This window comes from Actinomyces dentalis DSM 19115, from assembly GCF_000429225.1.
In the GTDB taxonomy this organism is placed as follows: domain Bacteria; phylum Actinomycetota; class Actinomycetes; order Actinomycetales; family Actinomycetaceae; genus Actinomyces; species Actinomyces dentalis.
Genome location: NZ_AUBL01000064.1, coordinates 1 through 18208 on the forward strand (window position 1 = coordinate 1; position 18208 = coordinate 18208).

The following is an 18208-nucleotide window of genomic DNA, read 5'->3' on the forward strand; positions in this document are numbered from 1 at the left end:
GCTGCCGGCCCTGTACCGGTCCGCATGGCTGGGGATGCCGGTCCTGGCGGACAAGGGGTACCAGGGGGCGGGGATCGGCGTGCTGACCCCCACGAAGAACCCCTGCCCGACACCGGACGAGGAGACCCGCAACAACCTGCTGTCCGCCATGCGGGCCCCGGCCGAGAGGGCCAATGCCATGTTCAAGCACTTCAGGGCCCTGCAACGAGTCTCCCTCGACCCCGCGACCATCACCACGATCATGGCCGCCGCCCTCGTCATCATCACCCTCTGGCACGATTCCTGACACGAACCCTGGTGAGAAAGGCTCAGTGGTCCACGGATCTCGACTACCGCCAGACCCAGACCGACCCCTCCCATTACTACGTGCCGTTCTACTGGGGCGACTACCTCATAGTGGACGACAAGCTCCTCAGGGCCGATAATGGCGAGGTTTCCGACGCCCCCTGGGACGAGTTCCCAGGTATGAGGGTAGACCCAGGTATCAGGGGGGACTACGTCATCGCCTGCGACGAGGAGGACCACTGCTCGGCCTGGAACGCAGAGGATCCGGACCGGAAGCTGTGGGAGACCGACATCCCCGACAGTTTCGAATACGCGCACGATTATACTGGTGTACTTTTCAGAGGGGTCTACGAGGGGGACAAGACCATTGCGTTCGCGTCGCCGGGCGTCGCGGTTGATTTGGACACCGGCGAGCTCTACGACTTCCACATCGATTACAGCATCGATTACAGCGAGGACAAGGAAGGTCTTATCAAGACCGATGAGTTTGTTCGCGTCCTGGCCGATGGGTGGTCGAAATACGATGAGAGCAGCGATCGGATCACGATCCTGTCGCCCACCGGCGAGGAGCTGGAGACCCTGGACGGCGGACTGCCCTACGACGCCGGCGTCTACCTCACCAGCAATTACCCCCGTCCGACTGCGGCCGAGTTGAAGTCGTACATCGAGGACGGAGACGCGGACTGGGCCCAGATCCGGGGCGAATACGATAAGAAATCGAACGCCGGTTGCCCCGCCCTCACGATCGGCGACTCCACCTTCAAGCCGACCGACGAATCAGGGAACTGTTTCGGATCGTCACCCTACCCGCAGATGGGGCCCGTTTTCTCGCTGTCCTCAGACGGATCCGTGCTCATGTCGTCGGGCGAAGCATTGAGCCCGTCCAGGGGCAGATATATCAGTGGCATGTGGAGCGTCGAGGACGGAGAGATCATCGACTTGCCCGGAAACAAATTCTCCGGTGATTACACCGTTTTCTACCTGGTCAACCCCGAACTCATCGTGGCCTATGAGATTGGTGGGGGAAGCAACGCATCCAACGAGCTCACCGCCTACCGGCCCGATAAGAAATAGTGCGGGGAAACGCGAAACGCACCGCGTCACCCCCCTCGCTCACAGCGGCACCGCCTCGCGCACCGCGTCGGCGAGTGCGGCGGGCACCTGCGCATCCGAGACCGCATCCGTCGGGAACCCGGTGAGCTTCTCGACCTCGCGGATGAACAGGGCGAGATCGAACAGATCGGTCCCGGCCGACGGTGTGACCACCAGGTCGATATCGGAGTCGAACCCGTCCTCGCCGCGCACCGCCGACCCGAAGACCCTGATGTTGCCCAGGCCGTGCGCCAGAGCCCGCTCACGGATCTCGTCGGCGTGCGCGGCGAGCGGGACCGAGGGCCGGTAGTCGGCGGCGCGGAGCACCCTCTCGAGCATGCGGGCCGATACCGTCCGGGTTCCCGACTCCATCTGGGCCAGGCTCGACTGCCGCAGGCCGGCGCGCCGGGCGAGTTCCAGCTGTGTCAGACCCGCGTCCGCACGTGCGGCGCGGATGAGCGCGGGAGCGTCATCGCAGCGGAAACGACCCATGAGAACAGCATAAAGGCTATTCAGTGGATGACAGTGGTGAAGACGCGGTCGTGAAGTCAGAGGCTGTTCGTCCGGCGCTCGGGGTCGTCGGCGTGCTGACCGGGGCGGGACATGGCGCCCCGGGAGGATCGTTCCGTCCCGCACCCCACCGCGCCGGCACCGAAACCGCGGAATCACGCGGAAACCACCGGGCGCATCCGGCGCACCGACCCGAACGATCCTCCCGGAGCGCCACAATCGGGACGATCCAGTACTGCGCACTCGCCCGTCCCCCGCGGACCGGCCGCCGGCGCCGCGGCGCGACCCTGGCCGGACCCCCGCACCGCTCAGGACCGCATGCTCAGCTGCATGCGCTTGTTCTCCAGGCCCACGATCTCCTCGAAGACCTCCCGGTAGCCCTCGTCCTGCGGCGACATGCGCCGCTGCCGGCCGCGCAGCTCGGTCAGGCGCCGATTGACGCCCATGCGGGCCAGGGAGGTGATGACGTCGCGCGCGTAGCGCTCGGCGGAGTCGGCGTCGAGCCCCTCCCCGGCGCCCCGCCTGCCGGCCACGGGCAGCTCGACGACGGCCAGGGCGGTCAGGGCGGCGTCCACCTCGGGGCCCGCCCCCAGCCGCACCTGCTCGACCCAGCGCGCCAGGGCGGCCCGCTCGACCTCCTCCCGGCCCCGACCGTCGACCGCCAGCGCCCGGACCTCGTCCAGGGCGCGGGCGGCCCCCCCGGCGGCCTGGACGGCCTCGAAGACGGCGCGGTGCACCGGGTTGGCGAAGGCGGCGGCCTCAATGGCGTCCGCCCCGGCGGCCCCGGCCACGAACGGCAGCTGCACCATGACCGCCAGCGCCTGGCGCTCCAGGCCGGTGACCGGGTCGGTGACGGGCGGGAGGGCGGGGCGGGGGGCCTCGGCGGCGAGCGGGGCGCCTGCCCCTCCCCCCGGACCCGTCCCCGGCCCCGCCCCGCCGCGGCGCTCGGCGGCCCGCACGGCCGCGAGGACCTCGGGCTCGGGCAGCCCCAGCCAGCCGGCCAGGCGCCGGGCGTACTCGCGGCGCAGGGCCCGGTCGCGGATGCCGGCCACGACGGGCGCCGCCGTGCGCAGGCCCCGCACCCTGCCCTCGGCGGTCTCCAGGTCGACGTGGGACAGGGAGGTGCGGATGACGAACTCGAACAGGGGCTTGCGGCGCTCCAGCAGGCGGGGGATGCCCTCGGCCCCCTCCTCCAGGCGCAGGTCGCAGGGGTCGAGCCCGTGGGGCTCGACGGCCACGAAGGTCTGGGCGGCGAAGCGCTGGTCCTCCCCGTAGGCGCGCAGGGCGGCCTTCTGCCCGGCGGCGTCGCCGTCGAAGGTGAAGATGACCTCCCCGCCGCGCACGCGGTCCCCGGCGAGGACGCCGGCGGAGGGGTCGGCGGCGTCCCCGAGCAGGCGGCGCACGATGCGCGCGTGGTCGGCGCCGAAGGCCGTGCCGCAGGTGGCCACGGCCGTGGTCACCCCGGACAGGTGGGCGGCCATGACGTCGGTGTAGCCCTCGACCACGACGACGCGGTGCCCGGCGGCGATGTCCCTCTTGGCCAGGTCGAGGCCGTAGAGGACCTGGCCCTTGTGGTAGATGGCGGTCTCGGGGGTGTTGAGGTACTTGGGGACGGAGGCGTCCTCGTCGGACAGGCGCCTGCCGCCGAAGCCGACGGTGGCCCCGGTCACGTCGCGGATGGGCCACATGATGCGGTCCCGGAAGCGGTCGTAGACGCGCCGCCCGCCGGCGCCCTCGCCGCACAGGCCCGAGGCGACCAGCTCGCGCTCGGTGAAGCCCCTGGACCGCAGGACGTTGGCGAGGTTGTCCCAGCCGGCGGGGGCGAAGCCGACGCCGAAGCGCTCCAGGGCGTCGTCGTCGAACCCCCGCGAGTACAGGAAGCGGCCCGCCCCGGCGGCCAGCGGGTTGGTGCGCGACAGCTGGGAGCGGAACCAGTCCTCGGCGACGCGGTTGGCCTCCAGCAGGCGCCGGCGGGTGCCGGGCTCGACGCCGTGGCGCACGGCGCCGTCGGACTCCTCGTAGCGCAGCCGCACGCCGGCCCGCCCGGCCAGGTACTCCACGGCCTCCGTGAAGGACAGGTGGTCGATCCTCTCCACGAAGGCGATGACGTCGCCGCCCTCGCCGCACCCGAAGCAGTGCCACAGGCCCAGCTGGGGGCGGACGTTGAAGGAGGGGGTGCGCTCGTCGTGGAAGGGGCACAGGCCCTTCATGGAGCCCGCGCCCCCGCTCTTGAGGGTCACGTGCTCGCCGACGACGTCCTCGATCCTGATGCGCTCGCGGACGGCGTCGATGTCCTCGCGCTTGATGAGTCCCGCCATGGGGCCATCCTAGGCGGCCCGGTCCCTCAGACCTGGGAGAGCAGCCCGCAGAGCCTGGCGTGCCAGGTGCGGGCGGAGGTGTCGGTGAGGGAGGCGATCTGGTCGACGACGGCGCGCAGGCGCCCGGCGTCGTCCTCGGCCCGGCGCCAGGCGTCGGCGAAGATCGGTTCGAGATGGCGGTCCCCGGAGCCGACCAGGGCGTCGGCCAGGTCAAACAGCTCGGTGCGCTGGCGCAGGTAGACGGGCTCGTGCTCGCGCGGGGCCATGACGTAGCGCACGGCCGCGCCCTTGAGGACGAGGATCTCCGCGGCCGTGTCCTCGGGGATGACGAGGTCGGCGTCGTAGCGGGCCAGGGGCCCGCGGCCGAAAGCCCGGCGGGTGGCGTCGGCCACGGCGGAGACGAAGCGGCCGATGAGCTGGCTGGTGAGGTTCTTCAGGGCGGCGGCGTCGGCCGGCGAGCCGGTGTAGGACCCGATCCAGCAGGGCAGGGCCGTCAGCCGCTGCCAGGCCGCCTCCAGCCCCGCGGCGTCGGCCTCGCGCCCGTACCAGTCCAGGGTCGCCTCGACGACGGCGCCGGCCTCCCCGGGGCGGCGCAGGAGCGCGGGGTCCATGCGGCCCAGGGCGATGGCGTCCTCGACGTCGTGGACGGAGTAGCCGACGTCGTCGGACAGGTCCATGATCTGGGCCTCCAGGCAGCGGCGGGCGGCGGGGGCGCCGTCGCGCATCCACTCGAAGATCGGCAGGTCGTCGTCGTAGCAGCCGTACTTGCGGGCGCTCCTGCCCTGCGGGCCGCCGGGCCCGCCGCCCCTGGGCCAGGGGTACTTGGCGACGGCGTCGAGGCTGGCTCGGGTGAGGTTGAGGCCCACGCTGCGGCCACAGGGGGTCAGGGTCTTGGGCTCCAGGCGGGTCAGCAGCCGCAGGGTCTGGGCGTTGCCCTCGAAGCCGCCGATGGGGGCGGCGATGACGTCGAGGGCCTTCTCCCCGTTGTGCCCGTAGGGCGGGTGGCCGAGGTCGTGGGCCAGGCACGCGGTGTCGACGACGTCGGGGTCGCAGCCCAGGGCCTGGCCGAGGGAGCGTCCGACCTGGGCCACCTCCAGGGAGTGGGTGAGACGGGTGCGCACGAAGTCGTCGCTGCCCGGACCCAGCACCTGTGTCTTGGCTCCCAGACGTCGCAGGGCGGAGGAGTGCAGGACTCGGGCGCGATCGCGCTCAAAAGGGGTTCGTTGCGGATTCTTGGCCGGTTCGGCCACAAAACGCTCAACATCGCGCTCGTGGTACCTCACGAGATTATGAGCGCCCTCACTCGGGCGGCCCGTCTCGGATATTGACATGGTCAAAGGGTAGTCAAGGGCACGCTAGGATGACGGCGAGGTCCACACAGAATTATCTGGAACCGCTGATATAGGGCGGTCCGGTGGCCGTTCCCGGTTCCCAGCCCCGGGCGCGGCATCCGGGGGAAGGGAGCCACCTGCCGTGACGACCACGACGACACTCGTCCACCGCGCCCACAATGGTCCTCTGGAGTGGTGGCGCGACGGGCTCGTCTACGAGGTCGCCTCCCCCGAGCTCGGCGCCGTCGAGCTCGGGGGGGTCGAGCACCTCGTGGACCATGTGGCCTCCCTCGGCTTCACCGCCCTCCTCCTGCGCCCCAGTCTCATGGACGCCCGCAACGACCTCGACCCCTTCCGGGAACTGGTCGAGCGCGCGCACGGGGCCGGGGTCAGGATCGTGGTGCGGGTCTCCGGCGCCCTGGGCCCCGTGACCGGCCCCCACGCCCACGACGACGATCGCATCGTGGTCGGGGCCGAGCGGGAGGGCGAGGGCATTGTGGAGCGGGCCGAGGCGTTCCTGTCGGCGGGGGCCGACGGGATCGACCTGGGCACGATCATCCCCCCGGAGGTCGCCGAGCGCACCGACCTGGCCCGGCTCACCGAGTACTTCTCGATCCTCCACGGCCTCATCGCCAGTTATACCGACGACGGCATGATCGGCGCCGACGTCTCGGCCGACTACCCCCGGACCCTGCACCACCACCTCCAGGAGGACTGGCTCCACCACCTGCGCGACGACGCCCTCATCCTGGCGCGCTGGGACGCGGAGTCGATGACGGCGCACCTGACGCGCTCCCTGGACGACCACGACCGCTTCGGCGCCCCGCCGGTGTGGCGCTTCCTGCCCAGTTACCGGTTGTGCGAGGCGACAGATCCCGGCGACGGACTGAACTGGTTCGCCGTCGACGACGGACGGCGCCGGCAGCGCGCCACGGCCCTGCAGGCGCTCGCACTGGCGCTGCCGGGCTCGGTCTACCTGCGGCAGGGAGACGAGGTGGGCCTGCCGGACCCGGACAAGCCGACGGCGCCCCTGGAGCTCGCCGGACTCGTCAACGCCCGCGCCCACGACCAGGGCAGCCTGTTCGGCTCGCCGCTGGCGACGGTGCGCCACGCGACCCACGTGCGCCGTGAGCGGCGCCTGGCCGCCGCGCCGCTGGCCTTCGTGACGGGCCTGGACTGGTGCCCGCCCCGGACCCTGACGCTGCTCGCGCGCGATGTGCTCGTCATGGTCAACACGACCGACGAGCCGGTGATCCTGCCGCAGGGCGCCGACGTCCTGCTGTCCTCGCAGGGGCTGGAGCAGGCCGAGGGCAGGCTCATGGTGCCCACCATGACCACGGCCTGGCTCGATGCGGCGAGCGTGAGCTGAGCGGGCGCGGACCGGCGCCCGCAGAGCACCACCCATATGTGATCTGTGTCATATTTTCGTAAGGGCCGTACTGAATCTTGCATGGCTTGCACGATCTCGTTACATTCGTCCTTGTAACGGACCCAGTCCCCCTCCCGATTCGAAGGAGAATCACGGTGACCCTTACGCGCCGGTCTTTCCTGTCCATGACAGCCATCGCCACCACCCTCGCCGCGGCCGCCGCCTGCGGTTCCAAGGACTCCGGCGGAACCGCTGCGGGTGCCTCCGGCGGGCCCTCCGCCGAGGCCAGCAGCGGGACGGTCCGCGACGCCAATGCCGATCTGGTCATCTGGGCGGACGAGAAGAAGGCGCCCTCAATCCAGGAATTCGCCACGAAGTGGGGACAGGATCAGGGCGGCCTCACGGTCGCCGTGCAGGTCGTGGCCGAGAACCTGCAGGAGAACTTCGTCACGGCCGACAGTACCGGCAACGGCCCCGACATTGTCATCGGCGCCCACGACTGGATCGGCAAGTTCGTCCAGAACAACGCCATCACCCCGGTTCAGCTCGACGACGCCGCCAAGTCCAACTACTCCGACATGGCCCTCAAGGCCGTGACCTACAACGGGCAGACCTACGGCGCCCCGTACTCCGTCGAGGCGCTCGTCCTCTATGTCAACAAAGCGGTCACCAGCCAGGTCGCACCCACCACCATCGAGGAGGTCGTCGAGGCCGGCAAGGCCGCGGGCACGGAGGAGATCCTCGCCCTGCCCGTGGGCCAGAAGGGCGATGGCTACCACATGCAGCCCCTCTACTCCTCCGCGGGCGGTTACCTCTTCGGCACCAACGCCGACGGCTCGTACAACCTCGCGGACGTGGGCGTGGGCACTGAGAGCTCCGTGACCGCCGGTACGAAGATCGCTGAGCTCGCCTCCCAGGGCGCCCTCAAGACCTCCATCACCACCGACAACGCCGTGAACCTGTTCACCGACGGGAAGTCCCCCTTCCTGGTCTCCGGCCCCTGGTCGCTGGCCACCATCAAGACCGCTGGCATCGACTACGCCATTGCGAAGATCCCCGGATTCGCGGGAATGGGCGACGCCGTCCCCTTCGCCGGCGTCAACGTCTTCTACGTCGCCGCGAACGGCAAGAACCGCACCATCGCCGAGAGCTTCGTCGCCGACGTCGCCAAGGACTCCACGGTCGCCGAGGCCATGTTTGCCAAGAACGAGCTCCCTCCCGCTCAGAAGGACCTGGTCGAGAAGCTCAAGTCCTCCAACCCCGACATGGCCACCCTCGCCGATATCGCCAGCGCCGCCGCCCCCATGCCCTCCATCCCCCAGATGGCCGCGATCTGGCCGTCCCTGGGACAGGCGGAGGCCAATATCATCGCCGGCAAGGACCCCAAGTCCGAGATGGAGGCCGCGGGCACGGCCATTAAGTCCGCGCTCGGATCCTGACTCCGCCGTACGGCCGCACTCGGCGTGAGGCGCGACGCGAGGTCCGCACCTCACGCCGAGTGCCCCGGGCCCGCGCACCCGCCCCGAACGCGCGAACGGCCCTCGTCCCCGCACCACCGCCCGAACTCCCTCACCCCGCCATGTGAAAGGCCAATTCCGGACAATGATGTCAATCGCCTCCAAGAATGCGCCCCGCTCAAAGCGCGAGAAGACAACCACCATTACCTCCGTACTCATCCGAGTGCTCGTACTGGGAGGCGCCCTCGCCCTGGCCGCCTACCTGGTGCCGCTCCTGGTGCACTACCGGATGTGGGTCTGGCTGGTCATCGTCGGCCTGGCCACCTCGGCAATGTTCCTGCTGTACTCGACCAAGCGCTTCGTGCCCGGCAAATACCTCTTCCCGGGAACGTTCTTCCTCTCCGTTTTCCTCATTATCCCGATCGTTCTCACGATCCAGATGTCCTTCACCAACTACGGCGACTCCAACCGCGGGACCAGAACCAAGGACGAGGCCATCGCCGCCATTATCTCCAACTCCGTCAAGCAGCAGCCGAACTCTCCGACCTACAATCTGAGCGTGGGTACAACCGGCAATGTCACCGACGGTCCGTTCACCCTGTTCCTGGTGGATCCCAGTACTCACGAGGTCTTCACCGCTGCCGCGGGCTCCACGCTCCAGCCCGCCGATCTCGCCAAGGTCACTGTGGACCGCGACAAGGTCACAGCCGCCGAGGGCTACACCCTCCTCAATCCCAAACAGGTCAACACCGCCTCGACCACGATCAACGCGCTCGACATCGCCATCGACGACACCCACTTCCTCCAGCTCAGGGGATTCAACCAGGCCATAGTCGTAGCCGCCTCCATGGTCTACGACAAGAACTCCGACACCTTCACCGACACGACCACGGGCATGACCTACAGCGTGCAGAAGGTCGGAGACTCCGACTTCTACGTCGGCCAGGACGGTAAGCCCCTGGATCAGTCGTGGCAGCAGAACATCGGATTCGCGAACTACATCAGGCTCTTCACCGACAGCACCCTTCTCAGTCACTTCGGTCAGGCATTCGTGTGGACGATCTCCTTCGCCTTCGGATCCGTGCTGCTCACCTTCATCGTCGGATTTTTCCTGGCACTGACCCTCAATGACGACCGCATTATCGGTAGGCGACTCTACCGATCCTTCCTGCTCCTCCCCTATGCCATTCCCGGATTCATCTCCCTGCTCGTATGGGCCAATTTCTACGATCAGCAAAACGGGCTCATCAATAACCTGCTGGGAACAAATATCAACTGGCTCGGAGACCCGACGTGGGCGAAGGTGGCCGTCTTGCTGACCAATCTGTGGATGGGCTTCCCCTACATGTTCATCGTGTGCACCGGCGCCCTCCAGTCGATCCCCTCCGACGTCAAGGAGGCCGCCAAGGTGGACGGCGCGACCGGACTCCAGACGACTCTGCGCATCACCGCACCCCTCCTTCTCGTCGCGGTGGCCCCGCTGCTGGTGAGTTCCTTCGCCTTCAACTTCAACAACTTCAACGCGATCGAACTGCTCACCGGTGGAGGCCCGTTCGCCCACGGCGGCGACATCAGGGGCGGGACGGACATTCTCATCTCCATGATCTACCGAACAGCATTCAGAGGACAGTCCGAGTACGGGTTCGCCTCGGCGGTGTCCGTCGTGCTGTTCATTATCACCGGCATCCTGGCCGCCATCCAGTTCCGCGCCACCAGGGCGCTCGAGGACATCAACTAAAGGATCGGAAGGAAACGCGACATGACCACTCATTCTGCCCACTCCGCTCCTGAAGACGAGGTCACTTCCACCGATCTCGAGGCGACTGAGGAGACGGTTCCCCAGGACGAGGAGGCTCCCACCGGGCGGGTTCTCATCGCGGAGAATCGCATGCCCTTCGGCCGATGGCTCCTCGAGATCGGCTGGCGCCACGTAATCGGCGTCCTCGCCCTCATCTTCGCCGCCATCCCGGTGCTCTACATCATCTCCGCCTCCTTCAATCCCCTGGGATCCCTGGACACCACTTCACTCATTCCCACCAGAGGCGTCAGCCTCATCAACTACCAGCACCTCCTGTCCGGGGACCGAGGCCCGTTCCTCAACTGGTACGCCAATACGCTGATCGTGTGCACGGTGATCGGCGCCTCCCAGGTCTTCCTGTCGCTGCTGGCCGCGTACGTCTTCTCCCGGTTCAGGTTCAAGGGCCGTCGCGGCGGGCTCCTGGCGCTGCTGCTCATTATGATGTTCCCCACCACTCTGTCCATTATCGCGATCTACTCCATGATGGGCGATCTGGGCAAGGTGATCCCGTTCCTCGGGCTCAACACCCTGAGCGGATACTGTCTGGCTCTCATGGGCGGGTCGCTGGGGCAGGTCTGGCTCATCAAGGGCACCTTCGACACGATCCCCAGGGAACTCGACGAGGCCGCCATTATCGATGGCTGCACCCACTGGCAGGTCTTCCGCATCATTCTGCTGCCCACACTCAAGCCGATCATCGCCACGACCTTCCTCCTGGCCTTCGTCGGCGTGATCTCCGAGTTCATCCTGGGCTCTATCTTCCTGACCGACAACCCCAAGAAGACTCTGGCTGTCGGACTCCAGGCGATGGTCGCGGGCAACAATCACTCGATGAATACCGGCGTCTTCGCCGCGGGCGCCATTCTGACGATGATTCCGGTCATCGCCCTGTTCCAGTACCTGCAGAAGTACATCGTCGGCGGCTCGATCGCCGGCGCCGTCAAGGGCTGAGGCGGACCGCGGAGGACGCCGTTCTGACCACATCGCCGCTAGCCGCCCGGGCCAGCCCCGCGTATGCGCGCAGGGCTGGCCCGGGCGGCTAGCGGCTCAGCCCATCCACCCGGCACCGGGCGCGTCCCATAAGGTCCCATTAGGATTGTCTCGCCGACGACAAGATCATCCGAGGAGAACGACGTGCACCAGCGCATCACCCTGTCCGACATCGCCGATCAGGCGAGCGTCTCGACAGCCACTGTCTCGCGCGTCCTCAACGGCAAGTCCAATGTTGCCGAGGTCACGCGCAGGCAGGTGCTCGTGGCCCTCGACCTGCTGGGCTACGAGCGGCCGGAGACGCTGCGCCAGGTCTCCAAGGGCCTGGTCGGCCTCGTCATCCCCGAGCTGAGCAATCCGATCTTCCCCATGTTCGCCCAGGAGATCGAGCAGCTCCTGGCGTCCAGCGGGCACACCCCCCTGCTGTGCACCCAGACCCCGGGGGGCACGAGCGAGGACGAGTACATCGAGATGCTCGTCGAGCGGGGCGCAGCCGGCATCATCTTCGTCTCCGGCCGTCACGCCGACACCTCCGGCGACGTCACCCGCTACCAGCGGCTGCGCGAGCGCGGCGTGCCGCTGGTGACGATCAACGGCAACGCCCCCACGATCAAGGCCGCCGCCTTCGCCACCGACGACCGCGCCGCGGCGCGCATCGCCGTCGAGCACCTCATCAGCCTGGGCCACCGCCGCATCGGACTGGCCATCGGCCCGATGCGGATGGTGCCCGCCCAGCGCAAGCACTCCGGCTACGAGGAGGCGATGCGCTCCGGGCTGCCGGACGAGCCGCTGCGCGTGGTCGAGACCCTCTACACCTACGAGGGCGGGGCGAACGCCGCGCAGCTCCTCCTGCCGCAGGGCTGCACGGGCATCGTGTGCGGCTCCGACATCATGGCGCTCGGCGTCATCCAGGGGGTGCGCTCGGGCGGTCTGAGAGTCCCGGAGGACGTGTCCGTCATCGGCTACGACGACTCCCCCCTCATCCCCATGACGGCCCCGCCCCTGACGACGGTGCGCCAGCCGGTGACCGCCATCGCCCGGGCCGCCGTGACCACCCTGCTCGCCGGGATCGCCGGGAGCCAGACCCCCGACACCGAGATGCTCTTCGCCCCCGACCTCATCGTCCGCGGTTCGACGGCCCCGGCCCCCGACTCGCAGCGGGGCGCCTGAGCCGGCCCGGGGCCGGGCCGTCCGGCGCGGCGCGTGCGCTCTCGGCGAGAGGCACGGGGACCCGAGTCCGGCCCCGGACCGGGCGGGCGCGGCTCAGCGCGACCAGGTGCGGGCCAGGCGGCGCCCCATGTCCTCGACCCGCCCGGCCACGGCCCGGGACCCGCCCCGATCCCAGGCGCCGCCCGACCCGCCCGCCGCCTCCAGCGCGTAGACGCCGACGATCCCGGCCCCGGCGAGCTCGGCGCGCGGCACCGCGGCGCGCCCGGCCACGAGGACCGCGGGCAGGGCCAGTTCCGTCGCCGCCGAGCCGACGACGGCGGTCAGGCCGTCGGCCGGGACGTCGTAGACCTCGCCGGCCGTGGTGATGATGAGCTCGGCGCGGCGGGCCGCCGAGGCCAGACCCACCAGCCGGGCCATGAGCCGGGGGCCCGGCAGGGCCCGGGCGCCCAGGGCGCGCAGGACGAGTGCGGCTCCCCCGGCGGCGCCGGTGCCCCGGGCCGTGACGGACACCGCGGGCGAAGTCCCCTGCGGCGTCGCGATCACGGGCAGGGCCCCGACCCGGGGCGCGGCCAGCTCCACCAGGATCCGGCGGGCCCGGGCGCAGGCCCGGCGATCGAGGTCCTGGGCCTGCTGGGCGCTCAGATCACTCAGGGCGGTCAGGGCCTGGCCGGCGCCGTTCATGCCCCCCAGGGGCGCGTCGTCGGCCAGGGCGAGGACGAGCTCGCGCCCGGCCATGAGCCCGAACGCGGCCCGCGGCCCGCCCAGGCCGTCCAGGAGCCCGGCCCCGCCGTCGTGGACGGCGCCGCGGGCCAGCCCCGCGATGAGCACGTCGTCGGCGCCGGTGGCCTCCAGGGCGGCGGCCAGGACCTCCCCCAGGCCCCGGGTGGTGCCCTCGCGGGCCTCGCGGCCGGCCCGGGCACGGTCGGCGGGCGGGGCCGTCAGGCGCGCGGCGTCGAGGAACCAGGTCGCGCTGCGGGGCCGGCGGGCGCCCGGGCCCGTCGGCCCCGCCGGGCCCACTGATCCCGTGCGCCCACCCGGGCCCGGCGCCGCCCCCTCCGCCGGTCCGGCCCGCCCCGCCGATTCCGCCGGGCCCGGCGCCGCCTCCAGGCCCACCAGGTCGACCTCGCGGATATCGCCCAGGGGCCCGGCGCCGTGCAGGACGGTGCGCGAACGGATCCGCGCCGCGGGCAGGGCCGGGGCGCTGCCGGGCCCGCCGTCGGGCACGGGCAGGGCGGTGACCTCGTCGTCGGGCCGGGCGGCGAGCCACCCGCTGCGCAGCGCGGCGGCCGCGGCGCCGGCGCTCAGGCCGCTCCGGCCCGAGACGAGCGGGACTCCCCCGGGCTCGGGGTGCATGCCGCCCGCGGCCAGCAGGACCCTCACGGCGGCTCAGGCCCCGACGTCGGGCACGGCGGCGCCGCCGGCCACGCCGCCGGGCGCACCGGGCTCGCCGGCCCCGCCGGACTCGCCGTCGGGCGCGACGGCGCCGCCCAGGCGGGCCAGCAGGAGGGCCTCGGCCGTCACGATCCGCTCCAGATCGCCCAGGTGCATGGACTCGTCCTCGCTGTGGGCGCGAGTGTCGGGGTCCTCGATGCCGGTGACGAGCACCTGCGCGTCGGGGAAGGTCTCCTGAAGGGTGGCGATGAAGGGGATGGAACCGCCCTGGCCGATGTCCACGCAGTCCCGTCCGAAGGCCGTCGTCAGGGCCCAGCGGGCGGCGCGGGACGCCGGGGTGTCGGCCGGGGCGTCGAAGGCGGGGCCGGTCTCGCCGGGCGTCACGCTCACCCGGGCGCCGAAGGGCGCGTGCGCCTCCAGGTGCGCCGTGAGGGCGGACAGGGCGGAGGCGGGGTCCTGGCCCGGGGCGATGCGCAGGGACAGGCGCGCCGTGCAGGAGGGGGCCAGCACGTTGCCGGCCAGGTCCAGGGGGGTGACGTCCATGCCGATGACCGTCAGGGACGGCTTGGTCCACAGCCGCGCGGTCAGGTCGCCGGCGCCGATCAGTCCGACGCCGTCCAGGACGCCGGCGTCGGCGCGGAAGTCGGCCTCGGGGTAGTCGGGGAAGTCCGGCGCCGCCTGCGGACGGGAGACCAGGCCGGGCACGGCCACGTCCCCGCGCTCGTCGTGCAGGGTGGCCACCAGGCGGCACATGGAGGTCACGGCGTCGAGCACCGGGCCCCCGTACTGGCCCGAGTGCAGGGCGTGGTCCAGGACGTCCAGGCGCACGTCGACCTGGACGACGCCGCGCAGGGACGTGGTCAGGGCCGGGATGCCGACCCTCCAGTTGGACGAGTCGGCGACGATGATGACGTCGGCGGCGAGCCGGTCGCGGTGGGCGGCCAGGAAGGCCTCGAAGGACGGGGAGCCGATCTCCTCCTCGCCCTCAATGAAAACCGTCACGGAGCAGGGCGGCTCGCCGCCCCCGAGCCCGGCCAGGACGCGCAGGGCGTGGACGTGGGCGATGACCCCGGCCCCGTCGTCGGCGGCGCCGCGCCCGTACAGGCGCTCGCCGCGGCGCTCGGCGGCGAAGGGGTCCGCCTGCGCCCACGCGCCCGGGTCGCCGACGGGCTGGACGTCGTGATGGGCGTAGAGCAGGACGTGCGGGGCGCCCGCCGGCCCGTCGGCGTGGGCGAGGACGGCGGGGCGGCCGGGGGCGCCGTCGGGCCCGGGCGCGGACAGGACCCGCGCCTCCAGACCGGTCTCGCGCAGCAGGCCGGCCACGTGCTCGGCGGAGCGGGCGACCTGGGACTGGTCGTGGCTCGAGGCGGACACGGAGGGAATGGCGACCAGGCCCACCAGATCGGAGACGATGGTCTCGAAGGAGTTGCGGACACGACTGCGGACGGCGTCGACGGTGATCATGGCTTGCAGGGTATCGCGGGTGAGCGGTTAACCTGGGCGGGTGAAGCTGTTCAAGAAGGACCGGGCTCCGTCCCAGGCCGAGGCGCCGGTCGAGCCCGTCAAAACCGTCGGCAAGGGGCGCGCGACCCCCAAGCGCAAGGACGCGCAGGCCCGCAGGCTCCACCCGATCGTCCCGGTCGATCGCAAGGCGGCCCGGCGCGAGGCCCGCGCCAAGCGGGACGAGGCGTGGGAGCGTCAGCGCCGGGCGATGATCACCGGCGACGAGCGCTACCTGCCCGCCCGGGACAAGGGCCCGATCAGGCGCTACATCCGCAATTACATCGACGCCCGCTACTCCATCGGCGAGCTCTTCATGCCCTCGGCGATCCTGCTGATCATCGCCGTGGGATTCTCGGCGGCCCGGGGCTCGCAGCCCAGCCTCCTCGCCTTCTACATCATAGTGGCGATCTACCTCCTGTTCTTCGTGGCGATTTTCGACGCCCTGATCTGCTGGTGGCTCGTGCGGCGGCGCCTGTACGCCAAGTTCGGCGAGGAGAAGGTGCGCGACGGGGGCGTGATCATCTGGTACGTGTTCTCCCGCTGCATGAACCTGCGCCGGTGGCGCCAGCCCGCACCGCAGGTCGCCCGGCGCGAGTACCCGAGCTGACGGCGCGGGCAGGCCGGTGCCGCCGGCGGCGCGCTGAGCCTCCTTCCGCAGAGCGCGTAAACGGGCTGGCGGAGGGCCCGTGAGCCGAGATCACGACCCCGTCTTCCGCAGAGCGCTGAAACGGGTGGTCCCGATCCGCGAGCCCGAGCACTGCCGGCCGCCTCGCGCACAGCGGCGGGGCCGACGTCGTCCCGCCGGGCCCCGATCCCATAGGCTGACCGCATGGTCGCTTACCGTCACCTCGGCAGCTCCGGTCTGAAGATCACGGAGATCACCTACGGAAACTGGCTCACCCACGGCTCCCAGGTGGAGTCGGACACCGCGATCGAGTGCGTGCACACGGCGCTCGACCTGGGCATCACGAGCTTCGACACCGCCGACGTCTACGCCAATACGGCGGCCGAGGAGGTCCTCGGCCGGGCCCTGGCCGGTCAGCGGCGGGAGGGGCTGGAGATCTTCACGAAGGTCTACTGGCCCATCGGGCCCGAGGGCCCCAACGACGTCGGCCTGTCGCGCAAGCACATCATGGAGGGCATCAACGGTTCGCTGCGGCGACTCGGGGTCGACTACGTCGACCTCTACCAGGCGCACCGCTACGACTACGAGACGCCGCTGGAGGAGACCATGCAGGCCTTCGCCGACGTCGTGCGCGCCGGCAAGGCCCTGTACATCGGCGTGTCGGAGTGGACGGCCGAGCAGATCCGCGCCGGCCAGGAGCTCGCCGGTCAGATGGGTCTGCGCCTGGTGTCCAACCAGCCCCAGTACTCCGCCCTGTGGCGCGTCATCGAGGAGAAGGTGGTGCCCGCCAGCCAGGAGCTCGGCCTGGGCCAGATCGTGTGGTCCCCGATGGCGGAGGGCGTGCTGTCCGGCAAGTACCTGCCCGGCGCGGAGCCGCCGGCCGGTTCGCGGGCCACGGACGAGAAGGGCGGCAAGCGGATGATCGCCCGCTGGATGAGGGACGAGGTGCTCACGGCGGTCCAGAGGCTGCGGCCGGTGGCCGAGCGGGCCGGGCTGTCCATGCCGCAGCTCGCCATCGCCTGGGTGCTGCAGAACCCGAACGTCTCGGCGGCCATTGTGGGGGCCTCGCGCCCGGAGCAGCTGGTGGAGAACGTCAAGGCCTCGGGCGTGGTCCTGGAGCAGGACGTGCTCGCCGCGATCGATACGGCGCTGGAGGGCGTCATCGAGCGCGACCCGGCCCTGACCCGCTCCCCCGCGACCCGGCCCGCCTGAGCGCGCCGGCGCGCTTCTTCGTCGAGACGCGCATTCCGCCCTCGAGAACGACGGTCGGAACTGCACTTTCGAATGCGAAGTGCACGTCTCGGCGTCAGGGGCGCCCGGGGCGGGTCGGCGCCGCGGTCCGCGAGCTCGTCGGGTAACCCGCGAGCACGTCACTTAACCCGCGAGATCGCCACTTAACCCGCGAGCACGTCTGCTAGAGGTACGTTCTCGCGGGTTAAGTGACGTGCTCGCGCGGGCCGAGTGACCTTCCCGCGGGCCCGTCCGGTCGTCGGGGTGGCCGTCATGGTCGCAATCGGACTCGCGGCCGCCCTCCCCGGAGGGTCCGCGGCGGCCAGGTTGTCCAAATCTGTTGCAAAGGCCCGGATCGAGCCGGAGCGCGCGAGGAGAATCGTTGGTATTCCGCGCTTCTTCTCGCGGCCGATCGCGCCGCGGAGCGCCTTTGCAACAGATTTGGACAAGTTCCCGCCCCGGCACGCCCCAGGAGCCCCACCCGCCCCGGTTTTCCACAGGTTCGATGATGGTGCTGGCGTCGGGGGCGCGGGTGCGGTTATGGTCGGGACGTCGGCGCCCCGACCTGGGGACCCGGCCGGCACCTCGTACCTATCCGAGCGCGTCCCCCAATGGCGGTGGTTCAGCATGCTCCATGCACATCCCGCGCCCTCCCCGAGGGTCCCTCCCCCGGGCGGGCCCCCGGGACGCGCCGGGGCGCTCTGCCGCCGGGCGGCGCGCCTGATGGCGGTCGCGGTCGCGGCGGCGCTCCTGGCGGCCTGCTCGACGCCGCACGCCCCCACGGGGGCCGCCTCCCCCACGACGGACCTGGAAGAGCGGATCGCCACCGCCAACGCCCGCAGACAGGCCACCGCCGACGCCTCCGCCGCCCGGGCCGCCACCGCGGCGGCCGACGCCGTGGCCGCCCTGAGCCCCCAGGAGCGGGCCCTGCGCGATGCCGCCCTGGCCGCGCCCGAACCCCAGCGCCCCGCCGAGGCCGACCAGCACGACCTCACCGGGGCCATCGCCGCCGCCCAGTACTTCATCACCCTCTACCCCTACGTCTACGCCACCGGCGACCTGACCGCCTTCCGCGCCATGAGCGACGCCACCTGCAAATTCTGCGACTCGGTCATCACAAGTGCAACTAATATGCATA

15 protein-coding genes are annotated in these 18208 nt (G+C 70.7%); 10 read left to right on the forward strand and 5 right to left on the reverse strand.

From position 1 onward, the window contains the following. Both G446_RS0112270 and G446_RS0112275 read left to right on the forward strand, forming a co-directional pair. On the forward strand, positions 1-286 hold a 286-nt coding region (locus G446_RS0112270; RefSeq protein WP_026410354.1), incomplete at its 5' end, for a transposase family protein. A gap of 11 nt (positions 287-297) precedes the next feature. Beyond that, entirely contained in the window at positions 298-1359 is a 1062-nt protein-coding gene (locus tag G446_RS0112275; protein WP_026410355.1) for a hypothetical protein, read from the forward strand. A gap of 39 nt (positions 1360-1398) precedes the next feature. Here the strand turns inward: G446_RS0112275 and G446_RS0112280 are convergent, their stop codons facing one another. The 3 genes from G446_RS0112280 to G446_RS0112290 all read right to left on the reverse strand — a co-directional run bounded on the left by G446_RS0112280 (position 1399) and on the right by G446_RS0112290 (position 5536). Next, positions 1399-1869: a helix-turn-helix domain-containing protein gene (locus tag G446_RS0112280; RefSeq protein WP_026410356.1), complete on the reverse strand. Its 471-nt coding sequence runs from the start codon at positions 1867-1869 to the stop codon at positions 1399-1401. 326 nt (positions 1870-2195) lie between these two features. Next, positions 2196-4205 carry a DNA primase gene (gene dnaG, locus G446_RS0112285; RefSeq protein ID WP_026410357.1) on the reverse strand — a complete coding sequence of 670 codons (2010 nt, stop codon included), beginning with the start codon at positions 4203-4205 and terminating at the stop codon, positions 2196-2198. Positions 4206-4231: 26 nt separating this feature from the next. Continuing rightward, positions 4232-5536 (reverse strand): deoxyguanosinetriphosphate triphosphohydrolase, encoded by a 1305-nt coding sequence (locus tag G446_RS0112290; protein ID WP_034470496.1) that lies wholly within the window; start codon positions 5534-5536, stop codon positions 4232-4234. 142 nt (positions 5537-5678) lie between these two features. Between G446_RS0112290 and G446_RS0112295 the strand changes: the two genes are divergently transcribed. The 5 genes from G446_RS0112295 (at position 5679) to G446_RS0112315 (ending at position 12320) form a co-directional block, all read left to right on the forward strand. Continuing rightward, positions 5679-6905, forward strand: coding sequence for an alpha-glucosidase (locus G446_RS0112295; RefSeq protein ID WP_026410359.1), 1227 nt, complete (start codon positions 5679-5681; stop codon positions 6903-6905). A gap of 155 nt (positions 6906-7060) precedes the next feature. Continuing rightward, complete coding sequence (locus tag G446_RS0112300) at positions 7061-8344, forward strand: sugar ABC transporter substrate-binding protein (RefSeq protein WP_026410360.1); 1284 nt, start codon at positions 7061-7063, stop codon at positions 8342-8344. A gap of 163 nt (positions 8345-8507) precedes the next feature. Then, positions 8508-10100, forward strand: a complete 1593-nt coding sequence (locus tag G446_RS0112305; RefSeq protein WP_245574701.1) for an ABC transporter permease subunit — start codon at positions 8508-8510, stop codon at positions 10098-10100. A gap of 21 nt (positions 10101-10121) precedes the next feature. Beyond that, positions 10122-11111, forward strand: a complete 990-nt coding sequence (locus G446_RS0112310) for a sugar ABC transporter permease (RefSeq protein ID WP_084779233.1) — start codon at positions 10122-10124, stop codon at positions 11109-11111. Between the two features lie 183 nt (positions 11112-11294). After that, positions 11295-12320 carry a LacI family DNA-binding transcriptional regulator gene (locus G446_RS0112315; RefSeq protein WP_026410363.1) on the forward strand — a complete coding sequence of 342 codons (1026 nt, stop codon included), beginning with the start codon at positions 11295-11297 and terminating at the stop codon, positions 12318-12320. 93 nt (positions 12321-12413) lie between these two features. On the opposite strand, the gene G446_RS21370 is transcribed toward G446_RS0112315, so the two are convergent. Both G446_RS21370 and G446_RS17830 read right to left on the reverse strand, forming a co-directional pair. Then, complete coding sequence (locus G446_RS21370; protein WP_026410364.1) at positions 12414-13700, reverse strand: glycerate kinase; 1287 nt, start codon at positions 13698-13700, stop codon at positions 12414-12416. 6 nt (positions 13701-13706) lie between these two features. Beyond that, positions 13707-15176 (reverse strand): dipeptidase, encoded by a 1470-nt coding sequence (locus G446_RS17830; RefSeq protein ID WP_084779234.1) that lies wholly within the window; start codon positions 15174-15176, stop codon positions 13707-13709. Between the two features lie 40 nt (positions 15177-15216). Here G446_RS17830 and G446_RS0112330 point away from each other — a divergent pair, with 40 nt between their 5' ends. From G446_RS0112330 to G446_RS17835, 3 genes are all read left to right on the forward strand, one after another. Then, positions 15217-15822, forward strand: coding sequence for a DUF3043 domain-containing protein (locus G446_RS0112330; RefSeq protein WP_026410365.1), 606 nt, complete (start codon positions 15217-15219; stop codon positions 15820-15822). A 222-nt stretch (positions 15823-16044) separates the two neighbouring features. Then, positions 16045-17052: an aldo/keto reductase family protein gene (locus G446_RS0112335; protein ID WP_026410366.1), complete on the forward strand. Its 1008-nt coding sequence runs from the start codon at positions 16045-16047 to the stop codon at positions 17050-17052. Between the two features lie 741 nt (positions 17053-17793). Continuing rightward, positions 17794-18208, forward strand: a 415-nt coding sequence (locus G446_RS17835) for a DUF6318 family protein (RefSeq protein ID WP_034470499.1), incomplete at its 3' end; no start/stop codon positions are given.

What these genes read in the sequence shown, in the direction of transcription:
- G446_RS0112280 (WP_026410356.1), bottom strand. Translation starts at nt 1,869, where the DNA reads ATGGGTCGTTTCCGCTGCGATGACGCTCCCGCGCTCATCCGCGCCGCA.
- dnaG (WP_026410357.1), bottom strand. Translation starts at nt 4,205, where the DNA reads ATGGCGGGACTCATCAAGCGCGAGGACATCGACGCCGTCCGCGAGCGC.
- G446_RS0112290 (WP_034470496.1), bottom strand. Translation starts at nt 5,536, where the DNA reads ATGTCAATATCCGAGACGGGCCGCCCGAGTGAGGGCGCTCATAATCTC.
- G446_RS0112305 (WP_245574701.1), top strand. Translation starts at nt 8,508, where the DNA reads ATGATGTCAATCGCCTCCAAGAATGCGCCCCGCTCAAAGCGCGAGAAG.
- G446_RS0112310 (WP_084779233.1), top strand. Translation starts at nt 10,122, where the DNA reads ATGACCACTCATTCTGCCCACTCCGCTCCTGAAGACGAGGTCACTTCC.
- G446_RS17830 (WP_084779234.1), bottom strand. Translation starts at nt 15,176, where the DNA reads ATGATCACCGTCGACGCCGTCCGCAGTCGTGTCCGCAACTCCTTCGAG.
- G446_RS0112335 (WP_026410366.1), top strand. Translation starts at nt 16,045, where the DNA reads ATGGTCGCTTACCGTCACCTCGGCAGCTCCGGTCTGAAGATCACGGAG.